Origin of the sequence: Sinomonas sp. ASV486 (assembly GCF_030908215.1) — a bacterium.
GTDB lineage: Bacteria > Actinomycetota > Actinomycetes > Actinomycetales > Micrococcaceae > Sinomonas > Sinomonas puerhi.
The window spans coordinates 109,678-128,192 of the sequence record NZ_JAVFJK010000008.1; the positions used below are offsets into that span (position 1 = coordinate 109,678).

The window sequence follows — 18,515 nt, forward strand, 5'->3', positions numbered from 1 at the left end:
TCTGGACGGGCGGCTTGCCCGTCTCGGACGCCGGAGGCGCGCACGCCGGCGCGGAGCAGCCCGCGCCGTCGTGCGCGCCTTCCGCATACCCGGGACCTCTAGCGACCCCAGGGCTGAGCAACCGCGTCGAGTGCCGCGGCCCGCAACGTGCAGCGATCCGCGGCTTCAACGTCCCTGGCCGTGACGACGGACCCGGCATCGTGCGAGGAGAAGCGCAGGATGACCCGGTTGTACCGCCAGTCGAGGTCAGGGTGATGGTTGAGTTCTTCGGCCACCTCCCCGACGGCGGCGATGAATTCGAGCGCCTTGGCCGAAGTGCGCAGCTTGTAGACGATAGCAAGGCCTCCGTCGACATGGCTCCAGCCGACAAGCCTCGCGAGCTCCGCCTCGATCTGTTCCTGTGTCAACGGCTCGTGTGCCATGGACGTCAGCGTAGGCCGGGCGTCCGCCCGAGGGAACAACGGGCATCAGAGGAACTGCGCGCGGCCCTCCATCGGGCTCGAGGCGAGAGCATGCTCGCGCTTGGGGATGCGGCCCGCCTGCGAGGCGAGGCGCCCCGCCGTGACGGCATGGCGGAAGGCGCGGGCCATGCGGACAGGGTCCTGAGCGCGCGTCACCGCGGAGGCCAGCAGCACGGCGTCGCACCCGAGCTCCATCGCGAGCGCGGCGTCCGAAGCCGTCCCGATCCCGGCGTCGAGCACCACGGGCACTCCGGCCCGCGCGACGATGAGCTCAATGTTGTGGGGGTTGAGGATCCCCAACCCGGTCCCGATCGGCGCACCGAGCGGCATGACGGCGACGGCCCCGAGCTGCTCGAGGCGCCGGGCAAGGACGGGGTCGTCGTTCGTGTACGCGAAGACCTTGAAGCCGCGGCCCACGAGCTGCTCGGTGGCATCGGCGAGCTCGATCGGATCGGGGAGGAGCGTCGTCTCGTCCGCGATGACCTCGAGCTTGACCCAGTCCGTCTCGAGGGCCTCGCGCGCCAACTCCGCCGTGAGAACCGCGTCGCGGGCCGTGAAGCAGCCCGCCGTGTTGGGCAGGACGCGGATGCCCCTGTCCACGAGCAGCTGGAAGAGCGAGCCCTGCTCGGCCGGCGAGAAGCGGCGCATCGCGACGGTGGTGAGCTCGGTGCCCGAGGCCTCGAGGGCATCGCCAAGCCCGTCGAGGCTCGGCGCCCCGCCCGTGCCCATGATGAGCCGCGACTCCAGGGCCACGCCGTCCACGACGAACGGGTCGTGGCCCAGTGTCATCTCAGTCCCTGAACCTGTTCCGGTCTGAGTCATCGTCAGCCTCCCTGCATTGCTGTGACGAGTTCGACGGCGTCCCCGGCCGTCAGCGGGGTGGCCGCCCAGCGGCTGCGGGGCACCACCTCGGAATTGAGCGCGACCGCCACTCCGAGCCGCCCGCCGTCGGACGGCTTCCCGTCGCTACCGAGGTTCCGCCCTGTGGCCGTGGCGACGAGCGCGAGGACGGTGGCCGGGTGTGGGAGCGGTCGGGCGTCGCCGTTGACGGTGAGCTGGCCGAGTTTGTCTGTGGTCGTCATCACTTGCCTCCTGTCGCGGCCGCAGCGGCCGGGAGCCCGGCGGCGGTCGGAACGAAACGGTCCGGCAGGAACGCGTCCCACCGGGGGTCGGTGCGGCCTTCGAGCAGGCCTCGGCACACCTGGGCGGCGGCCGGCGTGAGGAGTACTCCGTGCCGGAAGAATCCGGTGGCGATGATGAGGCCCGGTACGGCGCCGGCGCCACCCGGCACCGCGTCGTCGTGCGCACCGCCGCCCCTGCTATCAGTGCGAGCCGCGCGGACGCGTCCGAGCAGCGGGGCGTTGTCCGGCGTTCCTGGCCGGGCGCGCGCGGCGATCTCGTAGAGCTCGAGCTCCGCGACCGCCGGGACGAGGATCTGGGCATCGCGCAGGAGTTCGTAGACTCCCCCGGCGGAGACGGCGTCGGAGCCGTCCTCGCGCTGCGTGGCCCCGATGACGACGCTGCCGTCCGCACGCGGCACGATGTAGACCGGTTTTCCCCGCACGAGTCCGCGGACGGTTGCCGTCACGAGCGGACGGAGCCGCTCAGGCACGCGCAGGCGGAGAATGTCCCCGTAGACGGGCCGGAGCGGCAGCGCGACGGGCAGCGCGCCGAGCTCCCGGGCGCCGAGGCCGTTGGCGACGATCGTCTCTGCGGCGCGCAGCTCGCGCCCGTCCTCGAGCACGACTCCGACCACGCGGCCTCCGTCCCATGCGAGCGACGTCGCGCGCGCCCGGACGAGGAAGCCGTCGCCGAGGCGCTCGGTCAGCCGCGCGAGCAGTGCGGCGACGAGCCGGCGCGGGTCGACCTGGTGGTCCGCCTCGATCTGGAAGGCCCCGGCGATGCCCGGTGCGAGGAACGGCTCCTCGGCTCGCGCCTGGCGGACCGTGAGCGGACGGACTGCCAGGCCGTGCGCCTCCTGGACAGCCTTGAGGTCGGCGAACGCCTGGCGGTCCGCGGCATCGCCGGCGAGGCACAGCGTCGGGCTGCTCACGTAGCCGCAGTCCGGCCCGGCTCCCGCGGCGAACTCAGGCCACGCCGCGGCGGATTCGAGCGTGAGGCCGAGGAGGTCCTCCTCCTGGTAGTGGTACTCGCTCACGGCGGCCAGCATGCCCGCGGCGGCGTAGCTCGCGCCGGAGCCCGGTTCCGGATCGACGACGAGGACTCGCCGCCCAGTGCGCGCCGCCTCCCAGGCGATCCCGAGCCCGATCACGCCGGCGCCCACAACGATGACGTCGCTGTGCTCCATGGTTCCTTCCCTCCGCCGGCATGACCCGGATCAGGTGAAGCGGTCGGCTCTGGCCCTCTCAGCCCGGCTGCGTTCTCGTCGCACGCGCGGGCTCCCGCAGTACTGCGGACTAGTCTAGTTCCATGCTCCTGACCGACGCCCAGCTCTACGTGTGCACCGACGCCCGGAAGGACCGCGGCGACTTCGAGGACTTCGTCGATGCGGCGTTCTCGGGCGGTGTGGACATCATCCAGCTGCGAGACAAGCAGATCGAGGCCGCCGAGGAACTCGAACATCTCGAGGTGCTGCGCGCCGTCGCCGAGCGTCACGGCAAGCTGTGGGCCGTGAATGACCGGGCGGACGTCGCGATGCTGTCGGGCGCGCCGGTCTTCCACGTGGGCCAGAAGGACCTTCCCCTCCCCGCCATCCGCCGCCTCGTTGACCCGTCCGTCATTGTGGGCCTGTCCACGAGCTCGCCCGCGATGGTCGACGCCGCGATGGGGCGGGCCGAAGCCGAGTCTCCCGCCGGGAACGCACGCCTCGACTACTTCTGCACCGGCCCCCTGTGGGCCACCCCGACCAAGCCGGGACGCTCCGCCGTTGGGCTCGGGCTCGTCCAGTACGCGGCCCGGCGCACGCGGGAGGTGCTCGACGCCGGCAAGTCGTCTCGGCGGGAGCCGCTGCCGTGGTTCGCGATCGGAGGAATCGACCACTCCAACGTCGCCGAGGTCGTCGAGGCGGGGGCGAGCCGCGTCGTCGTCGTGCGCGCGATCACCGACGCCGACGATCCGGCCGACGCCGCCGCGCGCCTCCGCGCCGAGCTTCCCGCGCTCGCACGGGAGCCCCTCGCATGACGACCGTCGCCTACCAGGGCGAACCCGGCGCCAATTCGCACATGGCGTCCCTCGAGGCCTACCCGGACGCCGAGACGCTCGCCTGCGCGACGTTCGAGGACGCCTTCTCCGCTGTCACGACGGGAGCCGCGGATCTCGCGATGATCCCGATCGACAACACTGTCGCCGGACGCGTCGCGGACATCCATGTGCTCCTGCCGGACACGAGCCTGCAGATCATCGGCGAGCACTTCCTGCGCATCCGTTTCAGCCTCATGGGTCTGCCCGGCTCCACGATCGAGGGCGCCCGCGAAGTCCACAGCCATGTCCATGCGCTCGCGCAGTGCCGTGAATTCATCCGCGCCCATGGCCTCACTCCCGTCGTCGCCGGCGACACCGCCGGATCTGCGCGCGAGGTGGCCGAGTGGGGCGACCCGACGAAGCTCTCGATCGCGCCGCCGCTCGCCGCCGAAAGGTACGGGCTCAGCGTGCTTGCGAGCGACATCGAGGACCAGAAGCACAACACGACGAGGTTTGTGATTCTGGCCCCGCCGCGCGACTATCCTCAGGCGGGCGCCGACGCGCACGTGACGAGCTTCGTCTTCCGGGTCCGCAACATCCCCGCCGCGCTGTACAAGGCGCTGGGCGGGTTCGCGACCAACGGCGTGAACATGACCCGGCTCGAGAGCTACATGGTGGACGGGAAGTTCGCGGCGACGATGTTCATGGTCGACGTCGAGGGGCACCCCGACGAGCCGCCGCTCGCCCGTGCGCTGGAAGAGCTCGAGTTCTTCTCGACCGAGCTCAGGATCCTGGGCGTCTTCCCCGCCCACCCGCGCCGCTTCGGCCTCCGCGCCGGGTAGCCGCACCGTCCCGGGGTTAGGCTGGCCGTCATGGGTCATCCCCTCTTCTCGCCTAAGTCTGCCGGACCGCAGGCCGGCCCGCGGGCGGAGGCCAGCGGTGCCGCACTCGCCGGCGCGTTCGCCGCCCTGCGGGACGAGTTCGAGCTCGCCTCCGAGTACCCCGCGGCCGCTCTCGCGGATGCCGCGGCGGCGATCGCCGCGCATACCCTGCCCGATGAGGACGCGACCGACGTCGAGTTCGTCACGATCGACCCGCCTGCGTCCACCGACCTGGACCAGGCCCTCCACATCGAGCGTGACGGCGACGGGTACCGCGTGCGCTACGCGATCGCAGACGTGCCCGCCTTCGTCCGCCCACAGGGCGAGCTCGACGCGGAAACACGGCGTCGCGGCCAGACGATCTACGCAGCGGATGCCAAGGTCCCGCTGCATCCACGGGACATCACTGACGACGCCGGCAGCCTTCTCGCCGACGCGGTCCGCGGCGCGTTCGTGTGGGACTTCCGGCTCGATGCAGAAGGCGAGGTGGCCGCCGTCGAACTGGTCCACGCACGGGTGCGCAGCCGCGCGAAGCTCAACTACGCGGCCGTGCAGGAGCAGATCGACGCCGGCACCGCGGCGGAGCCGCTCATGCTCCTCAGGGAGGTGGGGCTCAAGCGCGTCGAGCTCGAGCGGCGGCGCGGCGGCGCAAGCCTGAACCTCCCCGAACAGGAGATCGTCCCGACCGATGACGGCGGCTACCGGATCGAAATCGCGCCCCAGCGTCCCGTCGAGGACTGGAACGCGCAGATCTCCCTGATGACCGGCATGGCTGCCGCGAAGCTCATGGTGAATGCCCGGATCGGGATCCTGCGCACCATGCCGGCGCCGGATGAGAGGTCGCTCCGGCACTTCCGCCGCCAGACCCAGGCCCTCGGGAAGCCCTGGGACGTGACCGTCCCGTACGGGGAGTACCTCCGTTCCCTGGACCCGACCCAGCCTCGCCAGCTGTCGATCCTCCACGCCGCCGCCGCGCTGTTCCGCGGCGCGACGTACACGCCCTTCGACGGTACCGTTCCACCGGACCCGGTCCAAGCGGCCATCGCAGCCCCCTACACGCACACGACCGCTCCCCTGCGCCGCCTTGTGGACCGTTTCGTGCTCGTCTTGTGCGAGGCCGTGGCCACCGACGCCGAGGTGCCGGCATGGGTGCGGATGGCCCTGCCGGAACTCCCGGCCCTCATGGCGTCCTCCGACCAGCTCGCGGCCAAGGTGGAGCGGGCCTCCATCGATCTCGTCGAGGCTGCCCTGCTCGTCAACGCGGTGGGGCAGGAGTTCGACGCGGTCGTGGTCTCGGGGTCCAAGCCCGCTTCGGGGAGTGATGCGGGTCCGGGCGGAGGGAACGGCAGGCCTGCGCAACCGCTCGACCGCATCGCGAGCTCCCAGAACGGGACCCAAGGTGCAGTGTCGGCGGGTGGACAGCACCCGCAGCAGTCGATGCCCTTCGGCACCGTCCAGCTGTCCGAGCCACCGGTCACGGCGCGCTGCGAGGGCGAGATGGAGTCCGGGACCATGATCCGCGTCCGGCTCGTTGAGGCTGATATCCAGAAGCGCCGCATCCGGTTCGAACGGGCCTGACCACAAGCCGCAGTGCGGCGCCCGCCCGCCGGTTCGCTGCCCTTCCGCCGGTTCGCTGCCCTTCCGCCGGTGCGGCCGCCCACCCGCCGGTTCCTGCCCCCGGATCAGCGGCAAACCCCCGTGCGAACCAAGAACCCGCCACGGCTGCGCCCGCCCGGCGGCCGGTTCCTTGCTCTCCCGCCGATGCGGCGCCCACCCACCGGCATGCTGCCCTCCCGCCGGTTCCTGCCCCCGGATCAGCGGCAATCCCCCGCACGAACCCAGGATCCGCCACGGCGGCGCCCGCCCGCCGGTCGGCCGCCTCCCGCCGAGGCGCACGGCACCGCAGGGGAACGAAACCCGCCGCGATCCGCGGCCGACCAGCTCTGGCAGACGCCCCCACTGCTCCTCCACATCGCCCATTTTGGGCGTGTTGTCCACATGCGCGGCCGGAGTGCCGTCAGGCGGGCGGCGACGCGGGAGAGTGGCGCCATGAAGCTGACATCGCCTGATCTATCACGGCTCGGTCCTCGTCCCGGCTTTGCCCGCGGGCTCTGCACGCCCTTCGAACTACGCCTGATGGGCGTCGACGAACGGACACGGCCAAACTCGTCGCGGCGGGCGAACTGGTTCCGCTGCGCCGCGGGTGCCTCGCGACGCGAGAAGCCGCCGCGCCACCCCAAGCGGTCCATGCCCGCGACGTCGCAGCGCGGCTTCTCGCGCTGAGGGCTCACGCATGGAGGCACTATTGCGCGAACCGCTCATGGAACTTCGCCTACTCGGCGGTCAGCGGTGCGGCTCTGCACGGACTCGCACTGTGGACACCTGAAAGGCGCCTTCACATCATCCAGGAGTTCACCTCATCCCGAGGGGACCACGCAACCGATGTCATGAAGACCGAGCGGAGCCTCGCAGGATCAATCGTCATAGACGGCCTTCCGGCGACGTCGGTCACCGACACCGTGGTCGACTGCCTTCGGATTCTGGACTTTGAGCCGGCAATGATCGTGTGCGAGTCGGCGCTCTCGCGCGGAGTGCCCAGAAATGAGCTTGAAGGCGCCGTTGACCAGGCGGCGCGCCGTCGCGGGATTGGAAGGGCTCGATCCGTCCTCTCGTCTGCGAGCGCGCTGTCCGAGTCTGCGGCCGAAACGCGTGCCCGGCTTCTTCTCTTGGCGCTGGCGCTTTCAGCAGGACAACCGGTGCAGCAGTTCAAGGTGGTCGTCGGCGGACGCAACTATCGCCTCGACTACGCCTGGCCAGACATCCTCGTTGCGCTCGAAATCGACGGCCGCCTCAAGTACTTCGGCGGACCGCCGACGGCCGAAGTATTGCTGGCCGAGCGTGAACGCGAGAAAGCGCTCACGAACATGGGCTGGGTCGTTGTGCGGATCACATGGTCCGACCTCGCTCACCCCGCCCGCGTCGAGGCGATGCTCGCCCGCGCCTTCGCACGGGCTCGGCGGATGCGCGCCGCGTAAGCATGACGCATGCTCTGGGGGCACACCGCTGCCACCGGAGGGACGAGCACCGATTCCGCCAGCAACGCCGTTGCCAGGAGACCAGCCGGTTCGCGGCAGACCCGCCGTTTCCGACTATCCACGCCGGAAGGAGCCCACGCGGATGCTGCTAACCCCCGCCAGAACAGCCAACCCCCGGTGCTACGGACACCAGAGAGTGGCCGCCAGCGATCGAGCTTCACCTCGGTATGATGGCGCCGCGGCACCCGAAGCGGTCCACACCCGACGTGTCGCGCCTCACGATTCAAAGGATTTCGTGCGGCCGCGGTATCCTTGGACTGTTAATGGATGCCCGATCGTATTCATGCGATCCCTTTTCACCCGTCGGCAGGTGCCGACACCCTGATAGCCCGCGATCGGCTTCCGCTGGATGGCCGGCGCGCGCTCCTGCTCCAGACGTCTGTGACTCACAATGTCAGGCGGTCTGTCGAGCGAGACCCGCTCAGGCCCCTATGGAGAGGGACCTTCCCCCCTGTGAATGAAGTCCATACGCACGAACTCCTGACCGACGACACCGGAACCGTGACCGTCGAGACCGAGGAGACCATCACCAACGACGCGCCAGTGCGTCAGGAGAGCCAGAAGACCTTCTCCGACTACGGCGTGGCTCCCGCGATCGCACAGTCGCTGGCCGATGCCGGAATCCTGAACCCGTTCCCCATCCAATCGATGACGCTCGGCGTCGCGCTCGGTGGCCACGACATCATCGGGCAGGCCAAGACCGGTACCGGCAAGACCCTCGGCTTCGGCATCCCTGCACTCCAGCGGGCCATCCCCGCCGACCATCCGGACTACGCCAAGCTCCCCGCCCCCGGGGCGCCGCAGGCACTCGTCGTCGTGCCGACGCGCGAGCTCGCCGTCCAGGTCAGCAAGGATCTCCAGACCGCGAGCAAGCGCACCACGCTCCGGGTCGAGGTCATTTACGGCGGTCGGGCCTACGAGCCCCAGATCGAGGCCCTCAAGCGGGGCGTCGAGGTGGTCGTCGGCACTCCGGGCCGTCTCATCGACCTGCACCGCCAGCGCCACCTGAATCTCAAGAACGTCCGCATGATCGTCCTCGACGAGGCAGACGAGATGCTCGACCTGGGGTTCCTCCCGGACGTCGAGACTCTCATGGCCGCGGTACCCGCGGTCCGCCAGACGCTGCTCTTCTCGGCCACCATGCCGGGCCCCGTTGTCGCGATGGCCCGCCGGTACATGACCCAGCCGACCCACATCCGCGCCTCGGACCCCAACGACGATTCGATCACCAAGAAGGACATCCGTCAGGTGATCTACCGCGCGCACCAGCTGGACAAGGACGAGGTCGTGGCGCGCATCCTCCAGGCCGAGGGACGAGGCCGGACCATCATCTTCACGAAGACCAAGCGGACCGCCGCCAAGCTCTCCGAGGAGCTCATCGACCGCGGGTTCGCCGCCGCGGCACTCCACGGCGATCTCGGCCAGGGCGCCCGCGAGCAGGCGCTGCGCGCATTCCGCCATGGCAAGGTGGATGTCCTCGTCGCGACCGACGTCGCCGCGCGCGGCATCGACGTCGAAGACGTCACCCACGTCATCAACTTCCAGTGCCCCGAGGACGAGAAGGCCTACCTCCACCGCGTCGGCCGTACCGGACGCGCGGGGAACAAGGGCACGGCCGTGACGTTCGTGGACTGGGAGGACGTCCCGCGCTGGACGCTCATCAACAAGGCCCTCGGCCTCGACGTCCCCGAACCCGTCGAGACGTACTCATCCTCCCCGCACCTCTACGCAGACCTGGACATTCCGGCTGGCACCAAGGGCCGCCTCCCACGCAACAAGCGCGTGCTCGAAGGCCTCGCCGGCGAGGTCGTCGAGGATCTCGGCGAGCCCGGCAAGAAACCACGCCGCAGCAGCGAAGGCCGCGGCAGGGGCGAGCGGCGTGGCGAATCCGCGGGTCAGCACGGCTCCCGCCGGAGCCCGGAAGGCCGGGGCGATGCGGGCCACAGCACGGCGCGGCGTGCTCAGGAGTCGACCGCGGACGACGGCGCCGCCATCGCAGACGCCGAAGTGACCGAGGGCGCGGGCAAGTCCGGCCACGGTCACGGTCGGGCCGACCGCCAGGCGCACGCCGAACCGAGCGGCGAGGGCCGCCGTCGTCGTCGCCGCCCCGCGACCGAAGAAGCCTCCGAGGCCGCGTCAACGGCAGATTCCACCGAGGAGCCGAGCCGTCCGGCGCGCACGCGCAGGAAGCCCGCGGACACCTCTGCCGAGCGCTCCGCCGAGAGCACTGAGCAGCAGGGCCGCCGGCGGCCGACCTCCGCCGCCATGGCGGTGAACCTCGCCGATGGCGGGGACGGGGCGCCCCTCGATCGTGGGGTTGCGGCAGCCCGCCGTCGTCGGTCGCGCACTCGCCGTCGTGACGGCGAGGTCGTCTCGCGCACCGAGGCCGAGTAGCCGCGGTGCGCACGGCCCGCGCCGCGGACGCCGGCGGGGCCGCCGCCCAGACTGCCAGACCTGCCGAAGTTCCCAGCCCGCTATGGTCCCCCGTGGGGCCGGACCTCATCGTCCAAGGTGACAACGCCGTAGTGCTTCCGCGCCTCCCGGATGCGGCGTTCACCATGGTCTACATCGATCCGCCGTTCAACACGGGCCGGCCGCAGCGTCGGCAGGAGCTGAGCATGTTGCGCAGCGCGGACGGCGATCGGGTCGGCTTCTCGGGCCAGCGCTACGAGACGATCAAGGGCGCGCTGCACACGTACGACGACGCGTTCAGCGACTACTGGGCATTCCTCGAGCCGAGGCTGATCGAGGCCTGGCGTCTCCTCACGCCGGACGGCACCCTGTACCTGCACCTCGACTACCGCGAAGTGCACTACGCCAAGGTGATGCTGGACGCGATCTTCGGTCGCTCATCGTTCCTGAATGAGATCATCTGGGCCTACGACTACGGTGCCCGGACCAAGCGGCGCTGGCCCACGAAGCATGACAATGTGCTCGTGTACGTGAAGGACCCGGCCGCGTACCACTTCGACACGGCCGAGGTCGACCGTGAGCCCTACATGGCCCCCGGCCTCGTGACGCCGGAGAAGCGCGAGCTCGGCAAGCTGCCCACGGATGTGTGGTGGCACACGATCGTCTCCCCCACCGGACGGGAGAAAACCGGCTACCCCACGCAGAAGCCCGAGGGGCTCGTGCGTCGCATGGTCGCGGCATCGAGCCGCCCGGGCGACTGGGTCCTCGACTTCTTCGCCGGGTCTGGCACCCTCGGCGCGGTGGCCCAGCGCCTCGGGAGGCGGTTCGTATGCGTGGACGAGAACCCGCAGGCGATCGAGGTCATGTCCCGCCGCCTCCCCACTGCCAAGTTCCTCGGGACCTCGGAGTTCTAGGGACGCACGACGGCGGCCCCGTGCCCTTGGCGTTCGATCTCACCGAGGACCTCGGCGGTCGTCGTGTTCTCGCCGAGCCGATTGAGCTTGCCCGCGCCGTGGTAGTCGGACGAGCCGGTGACGAACAGTCCGGTCTCGGCCGCGAGGTCCAGGAGGAACGGCCGGCGCTCCTCTGGATTGTCCCGGTGGTACAGCTCGAGTCCGGCCAGGCCTGCGTCGATCATGTCGCGGTACACGGGTTCTCCAACGGTGCGCCCCCGCGCGGACGCTACCGGGTGCGCGAACACCGGCACGCCGCCGGCCTCGCGGATAAGCGAGACCGCGAACGCCGGTTCGGGCGCATAGTGCTGCACGAAGTACCGAGACCGCGAGGACAGGATCGTGGCGAAGGCCTCGGTGCGGTCACCCACGAGGCCCGCGGCGACGAGGGCGTCTGCGATATGCGGTCGGCCCACTGTCGCTCCGGGTGCGACGTGGCGCGTGACGTCGTCCCACGAGAGCGGGTAGTCCTCGGCCAGGAGGGAGACCATGTGCTCGGCCCGGGACAGTCTCGCGTCCTTGGCCTTCGTGATCTCCTCGAGCAGCCCGGGATGGGTGGGGTCCTGGAGGTAGCAGAGGAGGTGCACGCTGATGCCTTCCGGCGTGCGGCACGAGACCTCCATGCCCGGGACGAGCGTGAGCCCGAGCCGCCGCGCGGCGTCGGTGGCCTCGGCCCAGCCGGACGTTGAATCGTGGTCCGTGATCGCGAGGACGTCCAGCCCCGCCTCGAGCCCTGCCGCGACGAGTTCCGCGGGCGTCTCGGTCCCGTCGGAGACCGTCGAATGGGCGTGCAGATCGATCCTCACACCCTCACGATAGCGCGCTGGACATCACAGACCGCGGTGGAACAATGGCGTAATGAGTGTTTCAGATTCCGCAGCCGGCGATCCCGGCCAGCCCGCAGCCGCACAGCAGCCCATGGAAGAGCGTGTCAACAACCGCTCGCAGCGCCCGACCTCGGACGCGTTCAAGGCATTCATGGCCTCGAAGTGGGCGCCTGCAGATGCCTCGCTCCCGGCGCGCGACGACGTGGCAGACCACGCCGAACGGCGCCGTCGTGCGATCTCCGACCGCTTCCCGGGCGAGCGGCTCATCATCCCGGCCGGGCCGCCGAAGGTCCGTTCCAATGACACCGACTACCGATTCCGTCCCCATTCAGCGTTCGCGCACCTCACCGGCCTCGGCCTCGACCATGAGCCCGACGCCGTGCTCATCCTCGAGCCTGTTGACGAGGGCACGGGCGACGGCGGCGGCCACCACAGCGCGACCCTCTACTTCCGTCCGCTCGCCGGCCGCGACAGCGAACAGTTCTATGCCGACGCGCGCTCGGGCGAGTTCTGGGTTGGCGCGCGGCCCACCCTCGCCGAGATCGAGGCTCGTCTGGGAATCGCGACCGCGCATCTCGACGGGCTCGAGGTCGCCGTCACGAAGGGCGTCGGCGCGGTGCAGATCGGCGGAATCTCGATCCGCCTCGTGCGCAAGGTGGACGAGAACATCGACGCGCTCGTGGACACGGCGCGCTACAACACGGCACAGGACCCGGACGCCCTGGACCTCAGCGCGCTTGATGCCCTCGACGACCAGCTCGCCGAGGCACTTTCCGAGCTCCGCCTCCTCAAGGACGAGTGGGAGGTCGAGCAGATGCGAGAGTCAGTCGCAGCGACCGTGGCGGGCTTCGAGGAGATCGTCCGGGCGCTCCCGCGGGCCGTCACGCACCGCCGTGGCGAGCGCGTCGTGGAGAGCGCGTTCTTCGCCAAAGCCCGCGAGGAGGGCAACGACCTCGGCTACGAGACGATCGCGGCCGCGGGCAACAACGCGACAGTGCTCCACTGGATCCGCAACAACGGCGCGGTACGCGAGGGCGAACTGCTCCTCGTGGACGCAGGCGTCGAGAGCGAGTCCCTCTACACCGCGGACATCACCCGAACCGTTCCCGTGAACGGCACCTACTCGGAGATCCAGCGCCGCATCTATCAGGCGGTCCTCGACGCCGCCGACGCAGCCTTCGCCGCCGCGAAGCCCGGCGTCAAGTTCCGCCACGTGCACACGGCGGCGATGGAGGTGCTCGCCGCCCGGCTCGAGGAATGGGGCATCCTGCCCGTGTCCGCGGCCGAGGCGCTCTCGGAGACCGGCCAGCAGCACCGCCGCTGGATGCCGCACGGAACGAGCCACCACCTGGGCCTCGACGTGCACGACTGCGCTCAGGCGCGCCGTGAGCTCTACCTCGACGGCGAACTCGCACCGGGCATGGTCTTCACGATCGAGCCGGGCCTTTACTTCAAGGCGGAAGACCTTGCCATCCCTGAGGAATACCGCGGGATCGGCGTGCGCATCGAGGACGATGTCCTCATGACGGCCGAGGGCCCCGTGAACCTCAGCGCCGCACTCCCCCGCACCCCGAGCGATGTCGAGGCCTGGATGGCGTCCCTGCGCTGAGCAGCACGCAGGCCCACCAAGGAACGCTGCATCAGGACAGGCCGCGACAGCGCTGGCTGAAGCGGGATGTCCTGATGCAGCGTTCTGTGTGAGTGGGAGACCCGCGGTGGAGCTACGCGCTCGGGTTGGCCTCGTCGTCGCCTTTCCCGGCGGGCCGGGGCTCCCCCTCCGGCTTTGGCTCTGGTTCCACGCGCACGCCGTACTGCGGGCGGCCGTCAGGGAGATCGTGATAGCCGCCGCGCGGCTCGTGGGCCGGCTGAGCGGGCACGGCCTTCGGCTCCGCGGCTTCCGGCTGCGGCTCGCCACCAGCGTTCACGCCGTACGGATCGGTCCATCCGGACGGCCGCTTTGGCTCGTCATGCTGCGGAGGCTGCCACGGCTGGCCGTAGCCCGGCTGCTGCTGACCATAACCACCCTGCTGACCATAGCCGCCTGGCTGGCCATACCCACCCTGCTGGTGCTGGCCACCCTGCTGACCGTAGCCGCCCGGCTGGCCATAGCCGCCCTGCTGGTGCTGGCCACTCTGGACCGCGCCCTGGCCCATGGGGAGCTGGGCGAGGAGCCTGCGCGCCTCGTGGGCCACGTCCTGGCCGACAATGACGTCGTAGTTGCTCGCGATCACCTGGCTCGTCGACGTGAAGTCCCTCTTGCCGCGCTGCATCGCATACGTCACGATGCCGAACAGCATGAAGAATGCCGCGCCCATGAGCACGGACGTGATGATCGAGAAATAGCTGCCGTTTGGCGTGAAGAACGAGAGCAGCACGCCCACGAACAAGCCGAACCACATGCCGCTCAGGGCCCCGTTGAGGGCCACCCGGGGGTAGCTCAGGCGGCCGGTGACCCGCTCAACGAGCTTGAGGTCATTGCCGACGATCGCGACCAGCTCGACCGGGAACTGCTGGTCGGCGAGGTAGTCCACGGCCTTCTGCGCATCGAGGTAGGAAGTGTAGGAGCCGACGGTTTCGCCGTGCGGGAGCGCGCGGGCCTCGTCGGTGGGCTTCGCGGAACCGAACAAGTTGGACATGCCTCCATTCTTACGCGAGTCGCCGCGCAATATGTGTGTTTCCGCTCAGAGTGAGCGCTGAGTTTGAGCTGGAGTAGCCTAAGTGCGTGAGTTGGACCCCCACCCGTGTCTTCGTCGCCAGGCTCCTGGGCCTCGACGTCTTCGACCCTGCCGGCGACCGCGTAGGGCGGCTTCGCGACGTCGTCGTGATCCCCCGCGGCGTGCGCCCTCCCCAGTCTGTCGGCATCGTGGTGGAGGTCCCTGGGAAGAGGCGGGTGTTCGTGCCTATGACCCGCGTGACGAGCATGGACCAGTCGCAGATCATCACGACCGGCCTCATCAACCTGCGCCGGTTCGAGCAGCGCGGCGCGGAGCAGCTCATCCTCGGGGACGTCTTCGACAGCCACGTGACCCTCGTAGAGGACGGCACCGAGGCCACCATCGAGGACCTTGCCATCGACCAGCAGCGCAACGGCGACTGGCTCGTGAGCAAGCTGTTCGTGCGGCGTCTTCTGGGCGGCCGGGGCCTCCGTGGCCTTCGGCGTGGCGAGACGCTGCTCGTCGACTGGGAGGACACGCGGCGTGGCGCGGGTCAGGGCCGCGGCGCCGCCCAGTTCCTTGCGACGCACGAGGACCTCAAGCCCGCAGACTTCGCCGACGCCATGCAGGAGATGAGCGACCAGCGGCGGCTCGAGGTCGTCTCGGAGCTGCAGGACGAGCGCCTTGCAGACGTCCTCCAAGAACTCCCCGAGGACGACCAGGTCGAGATCCTCTCCGCGCTGGACCTCGAGCGCGCGGCCGATGTCCTCGAGGAAATGGACCCCGACGACGCCGCAGACCTTCTCGCCGACCTCCCTGCCGACAAGGCGGAGGAGCTCCTGCAGCTCATGGAACCTGAGGAAGCCGAGGACGTGCGCCGGCTCCTCCAGTACGACGAGGGAACCGCCGGTTCCGTCATGACGCCGGTTCCCGTGGTGCTCCCTCCGGAGGCCACGGTCGCTGAGGCGTTGGCCCATGTGCGCCGCGAGGAGCTCAGTCCCGCGCTGGCCTCGTCGATCTACATCTGCCGGCCCCCGCTCGAGACCCCCACGGGGCGCTACCTCGGGACAGTGCACATCCAGCAGCTCCTTCGCAGCGCACCGCCCGAGCAGCTCGGCACCCTCGTGGACAAGAACCTCGAGCCCATCCACGACCTGGCGCCCATCGGCGACGTGGCGAGGGCCATGGCGCAGTACAACCTCAATTCCATTGCCGTTGTCAACGAGGACGGCCGTCTCGTCGGGGCGGTGACCGTTGATGACCTCCTCGACCACCTCCTGCCCGACGACTGGCGCGTCCACGAGGATGGCGAGCCCGTAAAGAAGTTCGGAGGACGCTTTGGCTGAGCCCCGCAAGCTGCCCGGTCTGGATACCCCCCTCGAGCAGCGCACGCGGCTCATCCCCCGCCCCGATCCCGATGCATTCGGCCGCTTCGCGGAGAACTTCGCGCGCTACATGGGAACGCCGCGCTTCCTGCTGTACATGACGCTGTTCTGCGTGGTTTGGCTGGGCTGGAACACGTTGGGCCCTGAGGACCTGCAGTTCGACCCGAAGTCGCTCAACTACACGCTCCTGACCCTCCTGCTGTCCCTCCAGGCCTCCTACGCCGCGCCCCTCATCCTCCTTGCCCAGAACAGGCAGGATGACCGCGACAGGGTGCAGATCGAGCAGGACCGGTCCCGCAACGAGCGCAGCCTCGCCGACACCGAGTACCTCACCCGCGAGCTCGCATCCCTGCGCCTCGCGCTGCGCGAGGTCGCCACGCGCGACTTCGTCAGGGCCGAGCTGCGCTCGCTCGTCGAGGACCTCGCGAACGATCCGGACGAGCCAGAGTCGGAGGGCCGTTCTGACCGGGTCCGCTCGGACGGGAGGCCCCGCAAGGAGCGAAAGCAGCGCGCCCCGAAGACCCAGCAGATCCCCCGGGTCCGCGACGCAGGGAGCACAGAATGAGCGGAGTTCACTCCGTGCCCGTTTCGGAGGACGCCGTGCGGGCTGCCCTGCACGGCGTGATCGACCCGGAGCTGCGCCGTCCCATCGACGAGCTCGGCATGCTCCAGTCAGTGACGGTCGACGGCGCCCGGGTCACCGTCGGCGTCCTGCTCACCATCGCCGGGTGTCCCCTGCGGGGCACCATCGAGGGCGACGTGCACACGGCGCTCGGTGCCGTCCCCGGGGTGGAGGAGACCGACGTCGTGCTCGACGTCATGACCCCGCAGCAGCGGCAGGAGCTCAGGGAGCGGCTGCGGCCGGAGCGCGGCATCCCCTTCAGCCGCCCGGACTCGCTCACCAAGGTGTACGCGGTGGCCAGCGGCAAGGGCGGCGTCGGCAAGTCCTCGGTGACGGTGAACCTCGCGACCGAGCTGGCGTCCCGCGGGCTCCGCGTCGGCATCGTCGACGCGGATGTGCACGGCTTCTCGGTCCCGGGACTGCTCGGTGCGACCGGCACGCCGACAAGCGTGGACGACATGATCCTGCCGCCCATTGCACATGGCGTGAAGGTCATCTCGATCGGCATGTTCGTGGACGGCAATCAGGCGGTGGCCTGGCGCGGGCCGATGCTCCACCGCGCGCTTGAGCAGTTCCTCGGTGACGTCTTCTTCGGGGACCTCGATGTCCTCTTCCTCGACTTGCCGCCCGGCACGGGAGACGTGGCGATCTCGGTCTCGCAGCTCCTGCCGAATGCCGAGCTGCTCATCGTGACGACGCCGCAGGCCGCCGCCGCGGAGGTTGCCGAGCGGGCGGGCTCGGTCTCCGCGCAGACGGGACAGAAGGTGGCCGGGGTCATCGAGAACATGGCGGGCCTGACGCTCCCGGACGGAACAGTCATGGACGTGTTCGGCTCCGGTGGAGGCCAGCGTGTGGCCGAGAGGCTCAGCGCTGCACTCGGGACTCCGGTGGATCTCCTCGGGCAGGTGCCGCTCGACGTCGCGCTACGCGAGGGCGGCGATGCGGGCGTGCCGATCGTGCTCGGACAGCCCGGCTCGTCGGCGGCTGTTGCCCTGCGCGCCATCGCGGATCTGCTCGCCGCCAGACCCCGAGGACTCGCAGGCCGGAGCCTCGGAGTGGCTCCCGCGCCCTGACTGCCTGGGCAGCGGCGCGGCCGGCCTCGGGCTCAGGTCGCCTCGGAGTCGAACGGTGCCTTCTCACCGGCAGAGAGCCGCTCCACAGTACGCTCCGGGGCGGCTGCGGCAACAGCGAAGGCGGGGGCACCTGCCGCTGCGGCCGCAACAGCGTTCGGAGCAGCAGCGGCGTCAGCGCCGCCCTCGTCGTCGAGGAGGGCATTGCGGATGATCTTGCGGGGGTCATACTGCCGCGGGTCGTACTTGCGCCAGTCCACCTCGTTGAGGTCGACGCCCGTTTCCTCCTTGAGCTGCTCCTTGGCCCCGGAGGCCATGCGGCGCAGCTCCTTCACGATATTCGTGAGCTTCTGGGTGTATTCGGGCAGCCGCTTGGGGCCGATCACGAGGATGCCGATGACCAGCAGGATCAGGAATTCAGGGCCGTTGATTCCGAACACGCGTGCAACATTACCTTCTGCCCGCGGGAGCGGGCGATTCCGTTGGAAAGCGTCGCATCAGGGGCGGCCCGATGCGCCGAAGACCACGCGCAGTCCGCGCCCGATCCGATCGAGCGGCTCTTCACTGCTTGAGGCCGTCTGCACAGAGAACCCGGGCACATCCCGCACCCACTGGTCGGCTCCGCTGGAGGTGCGGACGAGCGCTGGCGACCCGCTTCCGGCCACCGACCGGTGCTGCGGTTCCCCTGCAAGCGCGTAGGCCGTCACTGCCAGCGCCGCCGCACAGGCCGCCACCCCGGCCAGCGCCGACAGTCCGGCGCGGGCGGCACTGCGGCCGCGCCCTTCGCTGCTCTCGGCGAGCTCGGCCCTGGCCGCGAGGTATTGGGTGTGCTCGAGGAGCCGCTCGTGGAGGGCGTGGCTCGCGTCCGGCACCTGGGCCGTACGGAGGGACGCGAGGTACCTGCGCTCGGTCTCAAGCCGACCGCGGCACTCGGGGCAGCACCTCACGTGCGCGGCGGACTCCGGATGTTCGTCGGGGAGGATGTCCCTCCATCGTGGAAGAGCCATAGGGGCT

Annotated in this window: 18 protein-coding genes and 1 riboswitch; of the genes, 10 read left to right on the plus strand and 8 right to left on the minus strand. The window is 70.0% G+C overall.

The features are described from left to right. Positions 1 to 98: 98 nt before the first annotated feature. The 4 genes from RBS60_RS12725 to thiO all read right to left on the minus strand — a co-directional run bounded on the left by RBS60_RS12725 (position 99) and on the right by thiO (position 2,769). Positions 99 to 422 carry a 4a-hydroxytetrahydrobiopterin dehydratase gene (locus RBS60_RS12725; protein WP_307957933.1) on the minus strand — a complete coding sequence of 108 codons (324 nt, stop codon included), beginning with the start codon at positions 420 to 422 and terminating at the stop codon, positions 99 to 101. Positions 423 to 467: 45 nt separating this feature from the next. Beyond that, positions 468 to 1,283: a thiazole synthase gene (locus tag RBS60_RS12730; RefSeq protein ID WP_307957934.1), complete on the minus strand. Its 816-nt coding sequence runs from the start codon at positions 1,281 to 1,283 to the stop codon at positions 468 to 470. A gap of 2 nt (positions 1,284 to 1,285) precedes the next feature. Continuing rightward, the gene (gene thiS, locus RBS60_RS12735; protein ID WP_307957935.1) at positions 1,286 to 1,543 is read right to left on the minus strand and encodes a sulfur carrier protein ThiS; all 258 of its coding nucleotides are present in this window, start codon (positions 1,541 to 1,543) and stop codon (positions 1,286 to 1,288) included. Continuing rightward, positions 1,543 to 2,769 (minus strand): glycine oxidase ThiO, encoded by a 1,227-nt coding sequence (thiO, locus tag RBS60_RS12740; RefSeq protein ID WP_307957936.1) that lies wholly within the window; start codon positions 2,767 to 2,769, stop codon positions 1,543 to 1,545. The genes thiS and thiO overlap by 1 nt, the downstream gene beginning before the upstream one ends. Next, a riboswitch (TPP riboswitch) is annotated at positions 2,760 to 2,877 on the minus strand. It overlaps the preceding gene by 10 nt. A 14-nt stretch (positions 2,878 to 2,891) precedes the next feature. Here thiO and thiE point away from each other — a divergent pair. The 6 genes from thiE to RBS60_RS12770 all read left to right on the plus strand — a co-directional run bounded on the left by thiE (position 2,892) and on the right by RBS60_RS12770 (position 10,904). Further along, entirely contained in the window at positions 2,892 to 3,602 is a 711-nt protein-coding gene (gene thiE, locus RBS60_RS12745) for a thiamine phosphate synthase (protein WP_307957937.1), read from the plus strand. Continuing rightward, on the plus strand, positions 3,599 to 4,444 hold the full coding sequence (locus RBS60_RS12750; RefSeq protein ID WP_307957938.1) for a prephenate dehydratase: 846 nt from the start codon (positions 3,599 to 3,601) through the stop codon (positions 4,442 to 4,444). The genes thiE and RBS60_RS12750 overlap by 4 nt, the downstream gene beginning before the upstream one ends. Positions 4,445 to 4,474: 30 nt before the next feature. Then, positions 4,475 to 6,061 (plus strand): RNB domain-containing ribonuclease, encoded by a 1,587-nt coding sequence (locus RBS60_RS12755; RefSeq protein WP_307957939.1) that lies wholly within the window; start codon positions 4,475 to 4,477, stop codon positions 6,059 to 6,061. An 869-nt stretch (positions 6,062 to 6,930) separates the two neighbouring features. Continuing rightward, positions 6,931 to 7,518 (plus strand): hypothetical protein, encoded by a 588-nt coding sequence (locus RBS60_RS12760; protein ID WP_307957940.1) that lies wholly within the window; start codon positions 6,931 to 6,933, stop codon positions 7,516 to 7,518. Between the two features lie 513 nt (positions 7,519 to 8,031). Next, on the plus strand, positions 8,032 to 9,972 hold the full coding sequence (locus RBS60_RS12765) for a DEAD/DEAH box helicase (protein WP_307957941.1): 1,941 nt from the start codon (positions 8,032 to 8,034) through the stop codon (positions 9,970 to 9,972). A gap of 92 nt (positions 9,973 to 10,064) precedes the next feature. Continuing rightward, entirely contained in the window at positions 10,065 to 10,904 is an 840-nt protein-coding gene (locus RBS60_RS12770; protein WP_307958046.1) for a site-specific DNA-methyltransferase, read from the plus strand. On the opposite strand, the gene RBS60_RS12775 is transcribed toward RBS60_RS12770, so the two are convergent. Further along, complete coding sequence (locus tag RBS60_RS12775; RefSeq protein ID WP_307957942.1) at positions 10,901 to 11,749, minus strand: PHP domain-containing protein; 849 nt, start codon at positions 11,747 to 11,749, stop codon at positions 10,901 to 10,903. The genes RBS60_RS12770 and RBS60_RS12775 overlap by 4 nt on opposite strands. Positions 11,750 to 11,801: 52 nt before the next feature. On the opposite strand from RBS60_RS12775, the gene RBS60_RS12780 reads away from it, so the two are divergent. Further along, positions 11,802 to 13,379, plus strand: coding sequence for an aminopeptidase P N-terminal domain-containing protein (locus RBS60_RS12780; protein ID WP_307957943.1), 1,578 nt, complete (start codon positions 11,802 to 11,804; stop codon positions 13,377 to 13,379). 112 nt (positions 13,380 to 13,491) lie between these two features. Here RBS60_RS12780 and RBS60_RS12785 read toward each other — a convergent pair whose 3' ends face one another. Then, complete coding sequence (locus RBS60_RS12785; protein ID WP_307957944.1) at positions 13,492 to 14,406, minus strand: general stress protein; 915 nt, start codon at positions 14,404 to 14,406, stop codon at positions 13,492 to 13,494. Positions 14,407 to 14,492: 86 nt separating this feature from the next. Between RBS60_RS12785 and RBS60_RS12790 the strand changes: the two genes are divergently transcribed. From RBS60_RS12790 to RBS60_RS12800, 3 genes are read left to right on the plus strand one after another with little or no spacing between them, the layout of a single operon-like run. After that, positions 14,493 to 15,770: a magnesium transporter MgtE N-terminal domain-containing protein gene (locus RBS60_RS12790; RefSeq protein WP_307957945.1), complete on the plus strand. Its 1,278-nt coding sequence runs from the start codon at positions 14,493 to 14,495 to the stop codon at positions 15,768 to 15,770. Then, complete coding sequence (locus RBS60_RS12795) at positions 15,763 to 16,374, plus strand: DUF1003 domain-containing protein (RefSeq protein ID WP_307957946.1); 612 nt, start codon at positions 15,763 to 15,765, stop codon at positions 16,372 to 16,374. Before RBS60_RS12790 ends, RBS60_RS12795 begins: the two co-directional genes overlap by 8 nt. Continuing rightward, positions 16,371 to 17,504 (plus strand): P-loop NTPase, encoded by a 1,134-nt coding sequence (locus tag RBS60_RS12800; RefSeq protein ID WP_307957947.1) that lies wholly within the window; start codon positions 16,371 to 16,373, stop codon positions 17,502 to 17,504. Before RBS60_RS12795 ends, RBS60_RS12800 begins: the two co-directional genes overlap by 4 nt. A 32-nt stretch (positions 17,505 to 17,536) precedes the next feature. Here the strand turns inward: RBS60_RS12800 and RBS60_RS12805 are convergent, their stop codons facing one another. After that, on the minus strand, positions 17,537 to 17,941 hold the full coding sequence (locus RBS60_RS12805) for a twin-arginine translocase TatA/TatE family subunit (RefSeq protein ID WP_307957948.1): 405 nt from the start codon (positions 17,939 to 17,941) through the stop codon (positions 17,537 to 17,539). Positions 17,942 to 17,998: 57 nt separating this feature from the next. Beyond that, on the minus strand, positions 17,999 to 18,508 hold the full coding sequence (locus RBS60_RS12810; RefSeq protein ID WP_307957949.1) for a hypothetical protein: 510 nt from the start codon (positions 18,506 to 18,508) through the stop codon (positions 17,999 to 18,001). Between the last annotated feature and the right edge of the window lie 7 nt (positions 18,509 to 18,515).

What these genes read in the sequence shown, in the direction of transcription:
- RBS60_RS12725 (WP_307957933.1), bottom strand. Translation starts at nt 422, where the DNA reads ATGGCACACGAGCCGTTGACACAGGAACAGATCGAGGCGGAGCTCGCG.
- RBS60_RS12730 (WP_307957934.1), bottom strand. Translation starts at nt 1,283, where the DNA reads ATGACTCAGACCGGAACAGGTTCAGGGACTGAGATGACACTGGGCCAC.
- thiS (WP_307957935.1), bottom strand. Translation starts at nt 1,543, where the DNA reads ATGACGACCACAGACAAACTCGGCCAGCTCACCGTCAACGGCGACGCC.
- thiO (WP_307957936.1), bottom strand. Translation starts at nt 2,769, where the DNA reads ATGGAGCACAGCGACGTCATCGTTGTGGGCGCCGGCGTGATCGGGCTC.
- thiE (WP_307957937.1), top strand. Translation starts at nt 2,892, where the DNA reads ATGCTCCTGACCGACGCCCAGCTCTACGTGTGCACCGACGCCCGGAAG.
- RBS60_RS12750 (WP_307957938.1), top strand. Translation starts at nt 3,599, where the DNA reads ATGACGACCGTCGCCTACCAGGGCGAACCCGGCGCCAATTCGCACATG.
- RBS60_RS12755 (WP_307957939.1), top strand. Translation starts at nt 4,475, where the DNA reads ATGGGTCATCCCCTCTTCTCGCCTAAGTCTGCCGGACCGCAGGCCGGC.
- RBS60_RS12760 (WP_307957940.1), top strand. Translation starts at nt 6,931, where the DNA reads ATGAAGACCGAGCGGAGCCTCGCAGGATCAATCGTCATAGACGGCCTT.
- RBS60_RS12780 (WP_307957943.1), top strand. Translation starts at nt 11,802, where the DNA reads ATGAGTGTTTCAGATTCCGCAGCCGGCGATCCCGGCCAGCCCGCAGCC.
- RBS60_RS12785 (WP_307957944.1), bottom strand. Translation starts at nt 14,406, where the DNA reads ATGTCCAACTTGTTCGGTTCCGCGAAGCCCACCGACGAGGCCCGCGCG.
- RBS60_RS12800 (WP_307957947.1), top strand. Translation starts at nt 16,371, where the DNA reads ATGAGCGGAGTTCACTCCGTGCCCGTTTCGGAGGACGCCGTGCGGGCT.
- RBS60_RS12810 (WP_307957949.1), bottom strand. Translation starts at nt 18,508, where the DNA reads ATGGCTCTTCCACGATGGAGGGACATCCTCCCCGACGAACATCCGGAG.